The sequence below is a fragment of the Thermobacillus composti KWC4 genome (assembly GCF_000227705.2).
GTDB lineage: Bacteria > Bacillota > Bacilli > Paenibacillales > Paenibacillaceae > Thermobacillus > Thermobacillus xylanilyticus.
Genome location: NC_019898.1, coordinates 106508 through 124122, shown reverse-complemented (window position 1 = coordinate 124122; position 17615 = coordinate 106508). Strand labels below are relative to the sequence as shown.

Genomic DNA, 17615 nt, shown 5'->3' with positions numbered 1-17615 from the left:
GGTTTGACGTGGGAACTAAAATTAGAGTTTACCTGGAATTTTTACTGCAACGGCCGTCGCGACCAGAGATAGACAAATACAAAGCCGACCTTACAGTAGAAAATCGTAAGCTCTTTGATCATTTGCTTTTGTTTTGCTATTTTGACCTGATTCAATATACCCGTGAAAAGAAGTTGGTTTCTATCGGTGATTTTTACTTGTCCTGCTTCGGTTTATTCGCAATCATAGTTGGCCTCGCTGGAGCATCTTACATCAATCATTACCTGGGCCTTAGTATGCTATGGTTCATCAACCTCGCATTAGGGCTGATTGCCGGCGGATGGGCGATTTTGATTTGGCGAAAACATTACTTCTTCGCTTCACGTCCTTCGTTGTGGAAAGCAACCATAAGATCGAACCTTCAAAGGCTGCACGACAATCCGGAAGAGTTTGAGGCCACATTTCGTCGTTTTATCATGGATTTTCCGGAAAAATCCGTTCCTAAGTGGAACAAGCTCATTCCGAAGTTGATTGGCAGGTAATTGCGGAGGTTGGTGGAATAGTGAGAAAATTTCTTGCACTCATCGTAATCGTTTGCGGACTCCTTACCGGTTGCTCGACCTCTGATTTCTTGGATCCAAGTGGCGGTTCGACGGCGTCCGAACAGGATTTCAACGAAGTAAAGGAAGGCGTTTGGTACAAAGTGTCCGAATGTATTGACGGGGACACGTTCAGCATTTCCGTAGGAGAAAAGAAGGAATACAAAGTCCGTCTTTTGTCTGTCGACACGCCAGAGACAAAGAATGGGGTTGAACCATGGGGGCCTGAAGCCGCTGCCAGGACAGCGGAGCTTTTAACCGGCAAAGAAGTCAGTCTCGACTTTGATATTGAAAAAACGGACCGGTATGGGCGGTTGCTGGCCGTCGTGACCTTGAAAGACGGCACGAATCTCAACGAATTGCTTCTCTCCGAGGGCTTGGCCGAAGTAATGATTGTAGAGCCTAATGACAGCATGGAAAAGAAATATCGGGAAATTCAACGTAAGGCGCAACGAGAGAAAAAAGGAATGTGGAGTCAACAACAAAGCGCCAGTCAAGGTCATACCGATAAACCCAGCTCTATCGGAGAAATTGGTATTGCCGTTGATAAAAGTGCGGAAATTGTGACGATCACCAATAACGGAAAGAAAGAACTACATTTGAAAGGTTGGAAGCTCGTTAGTGTGAAAGGCAATCAATCGTTTGTATTTCCCGAGCAAATAATCAAACCTGGAGGTTCGATTACAGTGACGTCCGGTGAGGAAGCAGGCACGCTGGATTGGGGCGCCCGCAACATTTGGAATAATAGTGATAGCGATCCCGCCGAGTTGTATGATACGGATGGCCAACTTGTGGCCAGATGGAATGATTGACCGAAAATCACGAGATACGGAAGGAAGAGAAGAGGATGCCGCGAAACGAAAGTCCTTTAGAGAAAGAAAAATCGCTTGGTTATGTCGTGAAAGTCCAACAGGTTATCGATTTTATCGTCCTCGCCGAGCTGCAGAAAAATGGACGCCTTTATGCACGTGAAATGGATCAGGAGATCATCAGGATTTTGGATGGTGTAGGAGTTAACGATTCCTATTTGAGCCAGCGGTTAAAAAAACTTGCCGAAAGCGGCCATGTTAAACGCCAATGGGACGGCGACAACCGGTACAATCGGTACTACGAAATTACCGATTTGGGTGTCGAATATTTCAAGCTACTCCTTCGTGACCTTCCTGATCGGGTAAAGCAGGCTCTTCGGGTTTACACGCTGTTCGATAATTACATCAAACAATACGGCCATGTGAATCTGAAATAAAGGAGTGGGATGTATTGGAGTTGAATTATCAAGAAGTCGTTCAAAAATTAAAAGAAGGGTTTCCACAAGGCACTGTCAAATTCCGGAGCGATAATAATCGGGCATATATTCCGAACCAGGTCTATACGGACCGGGTTGAGCGAGCGACCAACAGTCAGTGGGATTTGACCATAAAGGAAATTGAAATTAATGTGCCCCACCGATACATCAAGGTTATCGTGACGGTAACAATTGGACCGCATCACAGGGACGGATACGGCTTCAGCGTAATCGAAAAGGACGCGGCAGGTGAGCCGATACGCCTGGCCAATGCACTTGACCAAGCGGCAAATGAAGCTGTGAAAACAGCGCTGGATACTTGGCAAATGGGGTGGAGTACCCTAGCCCCCTTCTACAAGGAGGATTGGGGCGGAAACCCTGCGCTGCGTCATTTGCTTGTTTCGGATCCTCCGCCGGAGCCCGGCGACTCGTTTCCCGTAGTACCAAATGCGAAGATCGATCGCTTTTGCATTTTTTCAAATTGCGGTAAACAACTTACGCATGATGAATGGGAATTACTTGGACAGATTCCCCGTTTTAATCGGAATAAGATGACGTACTGTTACGAGCATTTGCCGAACTTTTGGAAAAGGAAGATTCCAGAAGATGTTCGCAAAGACTTTGAAAACCGGCGCAATGGCTAAACGATTGTTTGGCTTAGACCCCCCCTGCCGCTGTCGCGGCACCATCAAATGATGAAAATGGCCGACCACTGCATCCGTATTTTCATTCTTGAGTAAAGGATGGATTTCCCTTGGAAAACATAGATAAAGTTTATATAGTAATCGGGATATTTGTTTATTTCGTTGCTGCTGTTTTCATCATTGGGGGGATTTTGATGAAAAAGCACCCTGCTAGAATGGCTAAAAGATTCAATGAAAATTTTCCTCCTTACACTGAAAGGCATATAAAATATGTGTTCGCGGTCGGCCCGCTTTGTATTGCTCTTGGAACACTCTTTCTATTGCACAAGACCATATCTCCCATAATTTCATCAATCGGTTTTCTCGTAACCGTCCTTATTGTTATTGGTGTGGATCAATATAATGCAGCGAAAGAGCAGAACGAGAAAGGGGAGTGATGGGATCATAAAGGTGGAAGAGTTTCTCGCTTAAAGGAAATTAAAATGATGTTTTTCAAAAGGAGGCGTTTACAGTGGGTCTGTTCTACTGGTTGTTCAAAAACAAAAATACCAAAAAATCGGGACGCTACCCCGGAATAGGCTTCTCCGCGTATGCTCCTGACAATCTCGGTTTCAAGCCGAATGTATATTTAACGCAAATCGAAAAACGATTCAATGAAGTATTTGAAAAACACAGCGATTATTTGCACAACCTAAGAACTCGCGTTTTGTCTAATCACGAGGATATTACAGCTGAAATGTACTCCTGGCTGCTATTGGAGTTCAAGCGTTTCCTTTGCATGAATATCTTTCTCAAAAATGTCGGTATGTATAGTTCGCATACTGACCTTGTGTGGCATGAGGCATTGATGTTTACGATGCAATATCAGCGTCTTTGTGAAGACTTAATCGGTGAGATGATTCATCATCATCCGCACGTTGACGGATCCGCGCAACCTAACGAACATCAAAGAGCGCTATTTGAGATTGTTTATTCGACCATTTTTAACATATATCCTGAGAACATCTTTTTGCTTGGCCGTTTCGGAAGATGCAAACTTGACCAGCGTTTTGTGGATCATGTTCTTTCATTCGATCCTACTTTCGTCATTCACCATTATTTCAAAACAAACGACATCGACATTTTTGCTGAAGCTGTTGAGGATACTGTTCGTCAAATCGGTAAGGTGTTGAGGGATAAGGCGAAACAGGAGAGATCGCAGGAATTGTCTTCACCGATACCCATCATAAAATCAGAGCAGCGTTCCGCGCCCACTATAAAATCTCGTCGTTCCGTCCCGGGCGCCGCCAGCAACATCCGAAGTAACCAGGCACAACAAAACTCGTCTTCAGACAGCACCCTCAATACGATTCTTATGTTGAGTCTTTTAAGTGACGACGACAACAATAGATCCGGGGGCGGTTCATCTTGCAGCGGATCGACTTGCAGTAGTTCCAGCGATGGTTCGTCCTGCAGCAGCTCGTCATGCTCCAGTTCCTCATGTTCCAGTTCATCATGTTCGAGTGGTTGTTCGTCATAAGGGGATTGGTTGGTTTGGGTACCGCTTTGAAATTTCGTAGTCTTATTGTACTATATTAATATACTGATATATTAATTAATTATTTAGAATTTTTGTTGTAAGGAGGGGGGCAGATGGAAGATTTCATCCTACGTGCGCTTGGCGAGGGCGGCTATCTATCCAAATTGGTTGATGGGTACTCGCCGCGCCCACCCCAAATCCATATCTCTACCAAAGTCGGACTTGCCCTTGAAGAAGGCCGTCACCTGTTGTGTGAAGCGGGGACCGGAACGGGAAAATCACTTGGTTATCTCATACCCGCTGCGAAGTGGGCGGTATCCAATAATAAGACAGTCATTGTCTGCACGCATACCATCCCGCTTATGACGCAGATCGTGAATGTCGAGTTGCCGCGGGTACAACAAATTTTGAAGATGGAAAAGCTAAATCTCCGTTACCAGCTGGTAAAAGGAAAATCTCACTATATTTGCCGCAAAAAACTGGAGGATTTGTGGCAAGAAATGCTGCGGAGCGCGAGCGAAGAAGCAAAATTGGTGCAACGTATTTATAATAAGGTCAATCGCGAGATGATAAACGATCGGACCGGGCTCGGCTTTGATATCGAGGACAGACTTTGGATGAAAATCTCGGCTTCCAGTTGTCCGGCTATTACGAAACCGGATAACTGCCTGCTTGAAGACCTGAAAGAAAAAATGCATAAGGCTCATATCATCGTCACCAATCACGCTTATTTTTTCAGCGATCTCATTATGCGGAAGAAGACCGGCAATGGATCTCTCCCTGATTATGACGCCGTCATTTTTGACGAAGCACACGAAATCGAAGATGTATGTTGTCAGATTTTCGAAAAAGTCGTGGACGTGAACCGATTTGAGGATTTATTCGAACATCTTTTCAAGCGGGAATCTTTCAATGATCTCGATCGGCGAACACAACTTATGCTGACCCAGCTTCGTCAATCGTTTCAACGTAAGCTTGATGAGATATATGCCGGTGTCGGCCAAAAGATGGGGAAAGAAGCGTTCCGGCTCCTGGAAGAAAAAATCGATGTGTCCGAAGTGTGCAAGATGATGGGGGAGTTTATCGATAAAATCAGGTCGCTTAACGTTCGCGGTGTTTCCGATTTGCTTGATAAAATGCACGAATTGAACGACGCTCTCGATTTTATTGGTGAGAATTCAAAGCGGTCCTGGGCTTATTGGGCTAAGGTTCATCACCGGAACCATGTAACCCTGCATGCCGCGCCTCTGTTTCCCAAAGTCGTGTTGGCCAAAGGGTTATTCGATCAAGTTCCCGTGATTCTTACGAGTGCAACCATGTCCACGAATGGGTCATTCGCCTTTTTCGCGGGGCGGATCGGCGTGAAGGACTACGACAGCACAATAGTCGGGAGTCCGTTCGACTACGAGAGAAAAACCATGATTATTTGTCCCGATGATGCGCCCGATCCGGATAGTCCAAAGTTCAATCAGTACGTCGTAGAAAAGCTGGAAGAGATTCTGCTTTACTCCGGCGGTCGAACCCTCGTCCTTTTTACGAGTTTTGACTCGATGACCCGCGTCGCTCAAAAATTTCAGCCGTATTGCATTGACCGGGGATTCAATTTGCTCGTGCAGTATCCCGGTTGTGACCGTGAGGATATCATTCGCCAGCTGAAAACAAATCCCCGATCGGTCGTATTAGGGTGTTCAAGTTTTTGGACCGGGGTTGACGTCGCCGGCGATGCGCTTACCACTGTTGTTATCGTCAAACTGCCTTTTCCGCATCCGGACGAACCGCTCATTAAGGCACAAATCGAGCTTCTTGAGAAGGCAAAGCGAAGCAGCTTTTTTGATTACATGCTGCCCAAAATGCTCATCAAACTTAAACAGGGCTTCGGCCGGCTGAACCGTTCCGTTCATTGCCAGGGGGCTGTGATAATCCTGGATAATCGGCTGCGGACGAAGCGTTATGGGGCCCTGATTAAGAAAAGCCTGCCGAAGTGTCGTTATTCGGAGAAGCTTGAGGACATCGTTCACATATTGCCAGTATAGAAAGGATGATTGTCTTATGATGGGGAGATCACATCTCGTGATAGGTACCGGCGTTACGCTTTCCGTACTCGGGGCCGCCGGTGAGAATATCACATTGCCGGTCGTTGCCGTCGCAGCGGTCAGTTCGCTTCTGCCTGACATTGATGAACCAAATTCGCTTTTGGTTTCCCGCATAATCCCGACCCGCTTCCTTCAGCTTTTCCAATTGGCAGTTGTCGGTTTGGCCGTGCTCATACATTTTTACGGCAAAGCTTATGCGCCCTGGAATACAATCCTTGCCGTTTTCGCGGCTGTTGTTTCTTTCTTGCCAAATCGCACGCTCCGGAGCGTTGTTATGGTGCTGCTGGGTATCGGCATTGTTGTGTTCGGTGAGCGTTTCATTCCGTGGAATCTTATCGTTGGATGTTTGCTGATCGTCTGTTCGTTTCTTCCGCACCGCGGCTTAACCCATACCGTTTACGGGGTTGTAGGCTGGTCCGCGCTTCTTTACTTTGCCACGTTCAGCTATGGCCATGCGCTATGGGTTGCCGGCGGGCTATCGTACTTGTTGCACCTGCTGGCTGACTCCCTCACTAACCGAGGCATTCGGCCGCTTCCGCCGTTCGAATGGCGTTTGCGTCTCAGACTCATGAGCACCGGAAATTGGTCTGGTGCGATCGTCGAAAATGTCTTTATCGGACTGACGTTCGTCTTGGTGTGGTTCGTGTTTTTCCGTCATGGTAATTTGGCGTCCTTTATCTCATAAAAAGGGGGGAGAATGTTGGAGTGTTTGTTTGACGCCGAACCTGATTTCCCGGTTGTTTTGAATGCCCTCCGCCAATTACGAGTTCATGCGCTCGTAGAAGAGCGCGTGCTCCATGAGAAAATCAAAGATGTGCTGAGGGCAAACAACATCGGTTATCGATACGAGTACGCGCTCGGTCCGCGTAATCGAGTGGATTTTTTGACGTTCGGGGGAACAGCCATCGAATGCAAAAAGAAAAAACCGAACGAACGATCGGTGATACAACAACTCGAACGATATGCCTCCTTTGCTGATGTCAGAAGCATCGTTCTCGTCATCGAACGGTATCATGTGCTGCCTCCGAACATCGGTGGGAAGCCCTGCGCTTCCATAGGATTGAATCGCCTTTGGGGATTTGGGGGGGTAATCTGAATGTCAGTGGGCACCGCTCCGCACCTGCAGGCGCCTGCCTACTTGCAGCGCCCTGTTTTCTCCGGTCATTATTACGGAAAATTACTATACGAGGCGCGAACGGACTCTTGGATTATTCGCGGCGAACCTTGCGTCGTGATGATGGCAAAGAAGCTTTTTCCTGGCAGCTCCGGAAGACATGCTGGTGAAGCCCGCTTCAAACGAAACAAAAGGACAAACGGCGATCTGAATTGGCTCATGTTGAGATACCCGCTTCAAATCGAGAATCCGGATGTTTGGGAATCGGATTATTCCGAAACGATTGAGCATGTGATGAAAAGGCAGCGAATCGCTGCCAGCCCGTACAAATCCGAGCCTCATCCGGTGATCTTCAAAGGACAGTTGGGCGACTTTCAGAAGGAAGGCTTGGCGTTTTTACAACACAACGCACCGACGCTGCTCGCCGATGAAATGGGGCTTGGTAAGACCGTTCAAGCGCTTGCCTGGATTTCAACAATCAACCGTTTTCCTGGAATCATTGTTTGCACCAAAAATATTGTTCGCCAGTGGGCCAGAGAGATCCGAAAATTTATCGAGCCGGTCGCCGCAGTAGAGGGGCAGTTATCCCTTTTTCCGGAGTTGGACATGGTCCATATCATTAACGGATTATCGCCCTATCAGCTGCCGCCGGCACAATTCTACATTATTCATTATGGATTGTTGCGCGGGTGGAAGCGAGTTCTTCCGGAGTATAATTTCCAGTTCCTTGTCTTTGATGAGATACAAGAACTGCGACATAGGGGAACAGAAAAATACTCTGCAGCCTCTCTTCTGGCCGAGAGCGTCCAGAATCGTATTGGCATGAGTGGGACACCGGTTTACGGACGTGGCGGCGAAATATGGAACGTGATGAACATCATAGAAATGAACTGCCTGGGCGACTGGGACTATTTCACTCGTGAATGGTGTGAAGGGTACGGCACTGATGTAGTTCGGGATCCGGAGCAACTCGGTGAATACCTAAGACGTGAGGGACTTATGTTGCGCCGTACCAAACAGCAGGTCCTTGATGAGCTGCCTCCGAAGCGGCGAATCGTCCATGAAATCGACTATGACGAGTCATTGTTTCAAAAAAGCATTTCACTTGCGCTTAATCTTCTTCAAGAATTTGATTCGACCGATGACTATCTTAAACGCGGACGTCTCAAACAGCGTATCGGGGAAGAAACAAGGCAAGCTACGGGGATTGCTAAAGCACCTTTTGTTGCTTCTTTTGTCCGGATGCTTTTGGAGGCGGGCGAAACCGTTGTTTTATACGGATGGCATCATGCCGTATATGACATCTGGATGGAAGAGCTCAAAGACTTCAATCCAGTACGCATCACGGGTACCGAGACGGATAATCAAAAAGAAGAAAGCAAAAAGAAATTCATGAACGGAGAAACCCGATTGCTGATTATTTCGATCCGGGCCGCTGCCGGGTTGGATGGTCTGCAGCATAATGCTCATATCAATGTTTTTGGCGAATTGGATTGGAGTCCGGGTGTTTGTTCTCAAGCTGAAGACCGCCTCCATCGAATGGGACAAAGAGATTCTGTGCTTTCTTATTATCTTGTTTCAGGCGCCGGTTCAGACGAAGCCATGCTCGATGCGCTCGGATTCAAAACCGCTCAATTCGTTGGCATCATGGGCGACAAGGTTGAAACCGAAGAAGATCGTGCGGAAGCTCAAAAAGAAGCGGGTAAGCATTTGGAGAAAGTCATTGAGAAATTACGTACCATGAAAAAATGAGGAGGTTCGTTGATTATGTCGGGTAACTCCCTGGTTTCACATCCTTTTATCAACTCGTACTTTGAAGCCGTCAGCAACAAATTCGGTTTAACCCCACGCGAATCGGAGGTTTTGAGGGCCCTTATGATTCTGGGGCCAAACAATCGGGAGCTCGGTGACCTCCTGGATGTATCCGAGAAAACGATGAAAAATCACATCGCAAATATCTTAAAGAAAACCAAAACGAATTCCACTCGTGAGCTGCAAGCACTTGTTTTCCGCGAAACCCTTGTCCCGGTTCTGTTAAGCGTGTTTCAATCAACAAACAATCACCCTGCGGGAATACCTTTCGATGCCGCTTTGTCTGGTAATTAATGTCGTAATGTTGGATATAACGCCCGCTATTGAGCTACTTTTCAAGTATTTTTACTGATGGTATAATAAGGACATTACGAATTTCTTTTTAATTTTCTTCGCCGCTATTTATTCGGCGAAGAGCAGGGAGTGCGGCGAGAGCCGCCGTAAAAAAATCAAGGCAATTTAGCCGTGGAGAACACAAGCATGCCTTATTTCGGCATGCTTTTTTTGTTTTCCGCGGCTTTTTATTGCCTAAAACAAAGGAGGAATATAAATGCAAATCAACTTGGCAACTTTCAGAGAAAGTTTGCCGAAGAATGATCCGCCCCCAAAACTGGAGCACTACTCTCCAGGGGTGTTCAGAGCGATTGAAGCGGCCCATTACGAATCGCTGAGCAATCAGGTCGATTGGGGTTCGTTTACGCTCGAAGAGGCGGAGCAGGCTTTGGAATACGCGATGGGCTATGTAGGGGACGACTGCGATTACGATTTCGATGAAGACCCTCGTCCGAACGAGTGGAATGCGATTCATCAATTTTTGCACTCCACAGAAGCCATCTATCGCATCAAAGAAACCAAGCCTGAACGTCAAACGTCGGAGGTTCAATTCTTCTGAAAGGTGCGTGGGGGTAATTGGAAAGGTCGTACTTATACCCGGAACAACTCGGGCAGATGCAGGCCACTTACGATGCGTTCGTCATGCTCAAAATCGCTCACGATGCCGGCTGCGATCTTCACTCTGATCCCATTGACTTCTACTGCCAAGAATTTGGGTTTCAGATTGATATCTTTTTACAGTGCATTGAGCGAATTTTTGGGGAATGCAAACACACATTTGAAGGCTTGGACGAGTATGGCGAGGAGATAAATACTTACCGGATTCCGCTTCCGGAGTTGAAAGAGTTCTTCGCCCTCGTAGGCCACGGCGAGCGCGACAAGTACATCCGAAAATTCAACGGGATGCTGAAAAATACTTGCGATTACTACGAGTTGGAAATGGAGGGTGTATTGGCAGGAAACTGCATGCACATTACGCTCTCCGGCTCTTACGGCCTGTATTCGCCGATGTTAAAACGAATGGTGGCAATTAAAAAAGAAATTCAGCAGGAGATCCGCAAACGTAAACAGTTGATCGTTAACGGCTTACGGAATCTCGTCCTGTTGAAAATGGTTTGGGATCGTCTCGGCAAAACGATCGATGTTTCGATGGGAGAACACACAAATATCGTTTTTTCCCGGCTCATGCAGCTCTGTCAATTTGACATTGCCTTGGGCGCAGACGATAACCTCTCTTTCGATACCATGAAGACGATGCTAGAGACTGTCCTCAGTCAAGCCAGGGAGGAAATTGATAATCATGGAAAGGGTGAAGCAGCATGAGTCAAGTTGTTGCGGTGCCGGAAACCGATAAAAGGACCGGCGTTGAAGTGGTGATCCGCCTTCGGGAGCATGGGTTGCCGATTGTCGAGGAGTATTCGGATGGTGTGAAAACGGGTGAAGGGGTTTATACCCACGAAACCATTGCACATGCAGTCCTTGGCTCGCTGGAGTTTCAATCGGTGATAACTCCGATCCTCCCGCGCGGCGCTATCTTTTATTCCGAGGCCGGCAAAATGAAGCGCTATTGCTTCTTGGAAGTCCCGCCGCACCGAAGGAGAGCGTTGTACCACAAAGCGGTTCTGGAAGATGTCCCGTTTCCGCGCCTCGTGTTTGGTTTCGAACTCATGGAGCGCAACAAGAAACTGGATATCACCAGTGTAATGGTTGGGGCCCTCGAAGACCAGGTCATTCTAAATGAGGAATCGCCGGTCTATCGTTATCCCTATACCAACGTACAGGACAGCTTTCAGGTTTGTTGGGGTGGACATAAACTTCCTTCCATTGAGCGCATATCGCAACTTTCCACGATTCCGGAGCTGTTTTTTAATTCGCCAAACTCCGACTGTTACTATTCCTCGGCGAATAACAGCAAGATGTCGTACCGGGAGCTTGTGACAAAGCTCAAAGGAAAATCGTTTCCCGACAAGTATCTGAAGCCGACGGGGTACACACTCCAACAATGGATCGACCATCTTATCGGACGTAATTAATGGTTGCTGTTAAAAAAAATCAATATATCTCAGGAGGTAATACGCATGTCTCAGCAAATGGACCTTTTTTCATACTTTGGAGGTAACTTTGCAGATCCTTCCGAATCGAAGCTGGAATCCGCAAACAAGAGTGAACCGGTCGAACATAGTGCTGAATCTTCTGCAGCCGTTACGGAAGCAGAAGGTGGCGCCGGCGTAGCCGCTTCCGACAACAACAGGAATTCCTCGGAAAATCCGTCTTTCTCCGCCAAGAAGCCGTGGGAACGGCGGGAGAGGAGAAAAAAGCAGGATGAGTGCGAAGATACCTGCGAGGATGCCTGCGATGAGGAGCGATCCGGCGGAAGTGAGGAAGAGGATCTGGACGATGACGAACGGGATGCCCTCGCCGATGATCCGGAAGTCGATGAAGCTGCTGCGGATAGAGCGGAGCTTGCTGGAGAACAGGCCAAAGCGGACGGGAAATCGCTCGTAAAAGCCGGCTCCAACGAAGCTGCCAAGAAGGAAGAGAAGAAGCCGGTCTTTAATCATGCAACCTACATTTGCTATGCGGGAAATAACTTTTCCATCACCAAGTTTTTCCCGAACGATGACCTGGCCAAACTCGACCTCGAAGCGATTCGCAAGCGGCTTGAAAAAGACTTTCCGGAATTGTCCAAGCAGCGGACCAAAATGGATTGGGACGAAAAGAAAAACATCATCATTCCGATCGTCACCGGTGGGAAGAAAGGAAGCTATTTGATCGATGGAATCAAAGGCTTCTTTTTTCGTTCCAAAGATTTGTTCGAGAACAAACAACCCATCAACATTTTGGCCGCTCGCGACGGATACTACGAAGTCCGGGAAAATCCGATCGGCGTCTTTGTATCAAAGGCGCCGGTTGTTGAGGGCTTGGAACCTTGCCAGGAAGGCTTCAAGATGAAGCTGCCGAAAATTCCGCAATCGCTTATCACTCAACTGATCTCTTTCTTCGCCGACTATTCGGAGAAGAACGTCGAAGTGATGGGTGTATTTTACTGGGATTCGGCAAATGGACGTTATATCCTTGATGTGCCGTTCCAGAACGTCACGAAGGTTTCCATCGACCCGCATTACGGCGATTTCCCTCATTTCATCAAGGTTGCGGAAATTCACAGCCACAATACGATGGCTGCGAAATTCAGCCGTACCGACGATGAAGATGAGCTTGGAACGATGCTCTACGGAGTAATCGGTAAAATCTGCAGGGGACACAGTGTCGTTTATTTCGACTTGCAGACCCGGGCTGGCGTTGCCGGCAGATTTATTCCAATTCACCCGGATGTTTGGATTGAAGGGGATTACATTCCTGGAACTCTGAATAACAGGGTGGAGTATTCGGCGTATCCGGAAGAGTGGCATGACAGGGTTCGTATCGTTGAACGGGAGGTATATATACAATGATTAAGTTGCTCGATTTTCACAAAAAAACGGCGGACAGTTTTCAGAGACAGTCTGAAATCAGCAAGCTCTACTATTACATCGTGCTGATCGGCGCCGGCGGCAATGGTGGATATGCAGTTCAGCGCATCACGAAGATGATGAATGCTTTCGAGAACGTACGTTCATTTCTTCTCATTGCCGATCCGGACACCGTCGAGGAGAAAAACCTGCACCGTCAACCGTTTATCGCGACGGACATTGGCCAGAAAAAGGCCGATGTCCTGGCCAAACGGTACGGAGGTACGTATGGATTGAAAATCGGCAGTTATTCCGATTCCTACATTGAGTCGGTCGATCAACTGGAAATGCTTTTTTCACATACGGATTACCGGCATGAACGTGGGCAGTTCATTCAAAAGGTTTTGATCGGAGCGGTGGACAACGACTTTTCCAGAAAAGTCATGCACGATTACTTCAACAAGACCGACGATTTGATTTACATTGACGCCGGTATTGAAGGGGTGTATCTGCCGCCTGATAAATCCCCCGAAGAATGGACTGACGAAGAGGCTGCCGAACATAGGGAAAGCGGTTATTCTGGTCAGGTCGTTGTCGGTTTGAAAAAATGCGGCCGCGTCATCTTGCCGCCGCTCGATGCGGTTTATCCGATCAATGCAAAGGACGCAATTCCTCCTTCGCATTCCTGCGGGGTCGAACCGTATCAGCCGCAACGGATGATTTCCAATGAAATGGCCGCGATGCTGATTTCGACCGTTGTGAATGAGCTGTTTTCGTCGAACGCCATTCTCGTCCATTATGTCAATTTTAATGCAAAGACCGGGAACTGCAGGCCGGTTTATGCAGAAGATGTGGTCGGCGCCAATAACGATTCCGCTTCGGTAGCAGCTGCGCCGTATGACCAGGAAGCTGACTCCGGACTGCAATCAAGCGAGAGTGGCCAACTCCAACATGATCCGGACAATGCTGTATCCCCGTCTACAAAAGGCGAGGAGGACGCTAAAATCCTTTCTGCCGAGGAGCTTCCTGCGGAACAGGGGGGCGTCGAGGTAGAGGTCCCGGAAAGTGGAGTCGCCGGCGTTCGGGAGAAGGGTATCAAGGTAATTCGCATCGAAACACTTGACGAGAAACACGAGAAGACGCAACACGGATACGGGGTGCCTGTGCTTTATCATCTGGAAGACGGGTCCACGCTCCGTAAGTTGATTACGGGGACTCGACTGAAAGACGCCAAAGCTCGTGTTGAAAAGCTCATTCGCGATCCCGGCAACCGGTGGATTGAACGCACTGAAAACGGACTCGTGATTGAAAAAACGTCGATCGGTTAAGGAAATCTGGGGCGTGTTTTGCGCCCCTTATTTCTTTATGGGTGGAAATATCGCGCGAGTTAAGGGGGGGCTTCATAAAATGAAGGTGGTTACTGAAAAAATTTTTAAGAAGTTTAAGAAGGTCATTGATACCCGCGACATCAATCACATGGACAAGCAGCTTTACAATTATTTGCATCTTCATGCAGGTTTCATCGCACATTATGACAGCTATGGCTTCAAAGAAACGTATTCCGACAAAGGGTTTCTTGATTTCATCGAGCATTTTGAGCAGTGTTATTATTTGTGTTACGGTGAATACGGGGATTTTAACCGGGAGCTGAAGGAATATGTGCTGCAACATGCGGAGCAGATCCGCGCTGAATTTGCTTATAAGGCGCAGCAACATGAATTGAAACAGTTGCAGAAGCTGGCGGCAAAGCACGGCAAAATGATTTCCGACGTTGCAAGGAGCGAAGAAAAAGACATGACGCCTGCTTTGGTACCGATGTCGCTTGCCACAAACGGACAATTGGAATTTGCGCTTTGATAAAATAGGAAGGGAGGAATGATCCCCCCTTTGTTCAAAGAAAATAAAGTATTAGACTCGGAAAATAAAGTTGTAGACTGAGAAAATAAAGTATTAGACTGCGATGCTTCATTGAGCTAACGGGAGTTTAGTCGAGAAGTAATAAAGTGCTTACTAAAGAAAAGAAAACCTTAACTCTTTACAAATGTGAAAGCAGCCGCTCATTGTGAGCGGCTGCTTTTTCATCTAACTGGCGGTTAATTTATTTTAAACTTGTCTTTATTTTTTTCTGCAAATTCTTTAAAAGAAGTTAATTTAATATCGTAAGTCTTTAATAAATCAATATCTACATTATAACCAACTACGTTATTCCATTGCTCACTTTTCACAAATAATGGATGAATCCCTTGCTCCAATGCTTCTTCAATACTAAGTGTTGTGATTTTAAGCTCTTTTCCTGTGACCTCCGAGATGATCTCGGCAATTTTTTTATATGAAATCGATTCGGCAGCTAACTCAATATTATGTCCATTGAATTTTTCAGGATTTGCAAAGGCAGCACAAACAAAAGAAGCAATATCTTCAACTGAAATGTGATCTATAGGTGTATCCGCAAACGTAACTGTTTTTATTTCCCCTTGTTTTAAAAGAGGATACATTGAACTCAGATATTTTTCAGTAATGAAATTCTCCATAATATTTGCTGGTTTCACGATAGTCCAATAAGAAAATCCTGCTGAACGAACAGCCTCCTCTATATCCCACTTATCTGTCCAATATTTCTCAAACCAGTAACCTGTCCCCCATTCTGGGAATTCCTTATATCTGCTAGTGGCTGCAACAGAAGTGTGCACAAATTGTTCTACACCAACTTTTTTTGCACTTTGAATTAATGCAAAAGCCTGTTTCCTCTCTCTATCCGTTTCATTGGTATCCACTCCAGAAATCGGCACAGAGAAAACAGCATCGACATTTTTCATAGCATTTTCCAAGGAGGATGGGTCATCGAAGTTACCTACTACAGCTTCTGCCCCTTTTTGAATAAGTGCCTGGGCTTTAGTAGAATTTTCATCTCTAACTAATATACGAACTTTAAATCCCTGTTTTAATGCTTCATTTGCAACAGCACCCCCTTGTAATCCAGTAGCGCCCGTAACTAAAATCAGTTTTTGATTATTCATTTTAATATCACCTTTCATGGGTATAATTTTTTAGTTTGGTTGTAGATTATAGAACTCAGCAAGTTTCTCATACAATTTTAATCGCGTATCAAAGCCTTCTTGGGCAGTTGACACGATGAGTTCTTGGACACCTAGGGTATCCGCCAAGAAGTCCAATTGCGGCTTCAATTCGCTCCACGTACCTATTATAATAGTAGATAAAAACGATTGCGCAGCTTGATGATGAGCTTCAGAAAACCGTAACTCATGTGCCTTCAGTGGATCAACACCGTTGAAGTGCCCTAAGCTTTGTAAAAATTTTAAACTTATGATTCTTTTTTGATACTCTACTTCTTTATCCGTATCTCCGCCGATTACTGAAACGCCTAAAATAACATTTGGTGCTGACACCCCATGATTTTCTCGATAAAGCTTGCGATACAAAGAGATGGCTTCTTTTGCCCCTGAAGGATTGAAATGATATGCAAAAGAGTAGTTGGCAGCTTCAATTGCCGCAAGTTGGGCACTATATAAGCTGGACCCTAAAATCCAGATTGGCGGAAGTGGTGCGTCTTGTGGCATCGCAATGATCTGGGCAATTGAATCATCAGGCAACGAATCTGAAGGATGGTCATATCCTCTTAATTCACGTAGCAATTCTTGTAAATCATCTGCGTTTAATGAATGCATAGAGCGACGTAAGGCAAGCGCAGTTTTACTGTCAGTTCCAGGTGCACGGCCCACACCCAAGTCAATTCGATCTGGGTAGAACGTCTGCAGTAGTTTGAAGTTCTCAGCTACTTTTAACGGTGAATGATTGGGAAGCATGACGCCACCTGAACCAACCCGTATGCGCTGCGTATTCGCAGCTATTTGACCGATTAACAGTTCGGGCGAAGCGCTCGCTACGGAGGAAAGATTATGATGCTCCGTGACCCAAAAACGTTCGTAACCTAGTTCATCCGCTTTACTTGCTAGTTTAACCGAATTTATTAAAGCTTGTTTGGCTGATGTTCCATGATCGACTGGAGCCATGTCCAATATAGATAAACGTTGAACCATGTTCTGCCTACCTCCTTTCTATTGGTTGTTTCCACGTCCATATTTTGATAAGGTACCCCTAATGCTCAATTTTCATTCCCACAGCAAACGTGGTACTATTACCTTATCTCTTATAAGCGATAACAACAAGTACTATTAATTTTAATAGGTACTATGATTTTTGATAGTAAAAGGATTTCATTTGGCTATTTTAGGAGGAGAAATATGACTAAAAATACTAAGTTCCGTACACCTGACTGTGGTTTATCAAAAGTTCAACAAATGTTAGGAGGGAAATGGAAACTCTTACTACTATGGTATCTTTCAGAGAAGCCTAGACGTTTTGGAGAGATCCGTCGATGTTTTCCGGAGATTACCGAGGCCATGTTGACAAAACAGTTAAGGGAATTGGAGCAGGATAAATTAATCTATCGTGAAGTATTCAAGGTAGTTCCGCCAAGAGTAGAGTATTCATTAACAGATTTAGGATCAAAGTTTTCTCCAATAATAGAGGCAATGCATGAATGGGGGGAAGAGAATTTGAAGGATTAAAGCATAGTCGCTAAACACAATTAGCGTTACTATTAGGGGATTCGTTTTATTCATTAATTATTAACGTTAGTTTAATAAGAACAGCGGCAGTCTAGGACTTTATTTTCTTGTCCTTGACTGCCGCTGCTTTATATTAATACCTAAGTCTAAAACTTATTTTGCAAAAGCTGACGATTCTTCGATTCAAAAACCCCGCTAA

Annotated in this window: 20 protein-coding genes; 18 read left to right on the top strand and 2 right to left on the bottom strand. The window is 46.1% G+C overall.

Annotation, left to right across the window (positions count from 1 at the left end; all coding sequences use genetic code 11):
• The first annotated feature begins 8 nt into the window (after positions 1 to 8).
• The 17 genes from THECO_RS19980 to THECO_RS19905 all read left to right on the top strand — a co-directional run bounded on the left by THECO_RS19980 (position 9) and on the right by THECO_RS19905 (position 14684).
• On the top strand, positions 9 to 521 hold the full coding sequence (locus tag THECO_RS19980) for a hypothetical protein (RefSeq protein WP_015256799.1): 513 nt from the start codon (positions 9 to 11) through the stop codon (positions 519 to 521).
• Between the two features lie 20 nt (positions 522 to 541).
• Positions 542 to 1390 carry a thermonuclease family protein gene (locus THECO_RS20820; protein ID WP_015256798.1) on the top strand — a complete coding sequence of 283 codons (849 nt, stop codon included), beginning with the start codon at positions 542 to 544 and terminating at the stop codon, positions 1388 to 1390.
• A 35-nt stretch (positions 1391 to 1425) separates the two neighbouring features.
• The gene (locus tag THECO_RS19970; RefSeq protein ID WP_015256797.1) at positions 1426 to 1824 is read left to right on the top strand and encodes a helix-turn-helix domain-containing protein; all 399 of its coding nucleotides are present in this window, start codon (positions 1426 to 1428) and stop codon (positions 1822 to 1824) included.
• A gap of 14 nt (positions 1825 to 1838) precedes the next feature.
• Positions 1839 to 2507: a hypothetical protein gene (locus tag THECO_RS19965; RefSeq protein WP_015256796.1), complete on the top strand. Its 669-nt coding sequence runs from the start codon at positions 1839 to 1841 to the stop codon at positions 2505 to 2507.
• Positions 2508 to 2617: 110 nt separating this feature from the next.
• Positions 2618 to 2944, top strand: a complete 327-nt coding sequence (locus THECO_RS19960; protein ID WP_041854719.1) for a hypothetical protein — start codon at positions 2618 to 2620, stop codon at positions 2942 to 2944.
• A gap of 74 nt (positions 2945 to 3018) precedes the next feature.
• Positions 3019 to 4026: a glycine-rich domain-containing protein gene (locus tag THECO_RS21415; RefSeq protein ID WP_015256795.1), complete on the top strand. Its 1008-nt coding sequence runs from the start codon at positions 3019 to 3021 to the stop codon at positions 4024 to 4026.
• A 113-nt stretch (positions 4027 to 4139) separates the two neighbouring features.
• Entirely contained in the window at positions 4140 to 6059 is a 1920-nt protein-coding gene (locus THECO_RS19955; RefSeq protein ID WP_015256794.1) for an ATP-dependent DNA helicase, read from the top strand.
• Between the two features lie 16 nt (positions 6060 to 6075).
• Positions 6076 to 6804 (top strand): metal-dependent hydrolase, encoded by a 729-nt coding sequence (locus THECO_RS19950; RefSeq protein WP_015256793.1) that lies wholly within the window; start codon positions 6076 to 6078, stop codon positions 6802 to 6804.
• 24 nt (positions 6805 to 6828) lie between these two features.
• The gene (locus THECO_RS21410) at positions 6829 to 7215 is read left to right on the top strand and encodes a hypothetical protein (protein ID WP_157373770.1); all 387 of its coding nucleotides are present in this window, start codon (positions 6829 to 6831) and stop codon (positions 7213 to 7215) included.
• Entirely contained in the window at positions 7216 to 8985 is a 1770-nt protein-coding gene (locus THECO_RS19940; RefSeq protein ID WP_015256791.1) for a DEAD/DEAH box helicase, read from the top strand. It begins immediately after the preceding gene.
• A gap of 15 nt (positions 8986 to 9000) precedes the next feature.
• Positions 9001 to 9339, top strand: a complete 339-nt coding sequence (locus THECO_RS19935; RefSeq protein WP_041854717.1) for a response regulator transcription factor — start codon at positions 9001 to 9003, stop codon at positions 9337 to 9339.
• Between the two features lie 256 nt (positions 9340 to 9595).
• Complete coding sequence (locus THECO_RS19930; protein ID WP_015256790.1) at positions 9596 to 9937, top strand: hypothetical protein; 342 nt, start codon at positions 9596 to 9598, stop codon at positions 9935 to 9937.
• A gap of 17 nt (positions 9938 to 9954) precedes the next feature.
• Entirely contained in the window at positions 9955 to 10701 is a 747-nt protein-coding gene (locus THECO_RS19925) for a hypothetical protein (RefSeq protein ID WP_015256789.1), read from the top strand.
• Complete coding sequence (locus THECO_RS19920) at positions 10698 to 11411, top strand: hypothetical protein (RefSeq protein WP_015256788.1); 714 nt, start codon at positions 10698 to 10700, stop codon at positions 11409 to 11411. The genes THECO_RS19925 and THECO_RS19920 overlap by 4 nt, the downstream gene beginning before the upstream one ends.
• A gap of 45 nt (positions 11412 to 11456) precedes the next feature.
• Positions 11457 to 12830, top strand: coding sequence for a hypothetical protein (locus tag THECO_RS19915; RefSeq protein ID WP_015256787.1), 1374 nt, complete (start codon positions 11457 to 11459; stop codon positions 12828 to 12830).
• Entirely contained in the window at positions 12827 to 14155 is a 1329-nt protein-coding gene (locus tag THECO_RS20815; protein ID WP_015256786.1) for a ThiF family adenylyltransferase, read from the top strand. The genes THECO_RS19915 and THECO_RS20815 overlap by 4 nt, the downstream gene beginning before the upstream one ends.
• Positions 14133 to 14684, top strand: a complete 552-nt coding sequence (locus tag THECO_RS19905) for a hypothetical protein (RefSeq protein ID WP_157373769.1) — start codon at positions 14133 to 14135, stop codon at positions 14682 to 14684. The genes THECO_RS20815 and THECO_RS19905 overlap by 23 nt, the downstream gene beginning before the upstream one ends.
• Before the next feature lie 236 nt (positions 14685 to 14920).
• On the opposite strand, the gene THECO_RS19900 is transcribed toward THECO_RS19905, so the two are convergent.
• Together THECO_RS19900 and THECO_RS21405 are read right to left on the bottom strand one after the other, a co-directional pair.
• Positions 14921 to 15844 (bottom strand): NmrA/HSCARG family protein, encoded by a 924-nt coding sequence (locus THECO_RS19900; RefSeq protein ID WP_015256784.1) that lies wholly within the window; start codon positions 15842 to 15844, stop codon positions 14921 to 14923.
• Positions 15845 to 15874: 30 nt separating this feature from the next.
• Positions 15875 to 16885 carry an LLM class flavin-dependent oxidoreductase gene (locus tag THECO_RS21405; protein WP_015256783.1) on the bottom strand — a complete coding sequence of 337 codons (1011 nt, stop codon included), beginning with the start codon at positions 16883 to 16885 and terminating at the stop codon, positions 15875 to 15877.
• Between the two features lie 204 nt (positions 16886 to 17089).
• On the opposite strand from THECO_RS21405, the gene THECO_RS21400 reads away from it, so the two are divergent.
• Positions 17090 to 17416: a winged helix-turn-helix transcriptional regulator gene (locus THECO_RS21400; protein ID WP_015256782.1), complete on the top strand. Its 327-nt coding sequence runs from the start codon at positions 17090 to 17092 to the stop codon at positions 17414 to 17416.
• The last annotated feature ends 199 nt before the right edge of the window (positions 17417 to 17615 follow it).

Excerpts from the sequence above, each read along its gene's own strand:
- THECO_RS19940 (WP_015256791.1), top strand. The coding sequence starts at position 7,216 with ATGTCAGTGGGCACCGCTCCGCACCTGCAGGCGCCTGCCTACTTGCAG.
- THECO_RS19935 (WP_041854717.1), top strand. The coding sequence starts at position 9,001 with ATGTCGGGTAACTCCCTGGTTTCACATCCTTTTATCAACTCGTACTTT.
- THECO_RS19900 (WP_015256784.1), bottom strand. The coding sequence starts at position 15,844 with ATGAATAATCAAAAACTGATTTTAGTTACGGGCGCTACTGGATTACAA.
- THECO_RS19970 (WP_015256797.1), top strand. The coding sequence starts at position 1,426 with ATGCCGCGAAACGAAAGTCCTTTAGAGAAAGAAAAATCGCTTGGTTAT.
- THECO_RS19955 (WP_015256794.1), top strand. The coding sequence starts at position 4,140 with ATGGAAGATTTCATCCTACGTGCGCTTGGCGAGGGCGGCTATCTATCC.
- THECO_RS19920 (WP_015256788.1), top strand. The coding sequence starts at position 10,698 with ATGAGTCAAGTTGTTGCGGTGCCGGAAACCGATAAAAGGACCGGCGTT.
- THECO_RS19950 (WP_015256793.1), top strand. The coding sequence starts at position 6,076 with ATGATGGGGAGATCACATCTCGTGATAGGTACCGGCGTTACGCTTTCC.
- THECO_RS19930 (WP_015256790.1), top strand. The coding sequence starts at position 9,596 with ATGCAAATCAACTTGGCAACTTTCAGAGAAAGTTTGCCGAAGAATGAT.
- THECO_RS21405 (WP_015256783.1), bottom strand. The coding sequence starts at position 16,885 with ATGGTTCAACGTTTATCTATATTGGACATGGCTCCAGTCGATCATGGA.
- THECO_RS19915 (WP_015256787.1), top strand. The coding sequence starts at position 11,457 with ATGTCTCAGCAAATGGACCTTTTTTCATACTTTGGAGGTAACTTTGCA.
- THECO_RS21400 (WP_015256782.1), top strand. The coding sequence starts at position 17,090 with ATGACTAAAAATACTAAGTTCCGTACACCTGACTGTGGTTTATCAAAA.
- THECO_RS20815 (WP_015256786.1), top strand. The coding sequence starts at position 12,827 with ATGATTAAGTTGCTCGATTTTCACAAAAAAACGGCGGACAGTTTTCAG.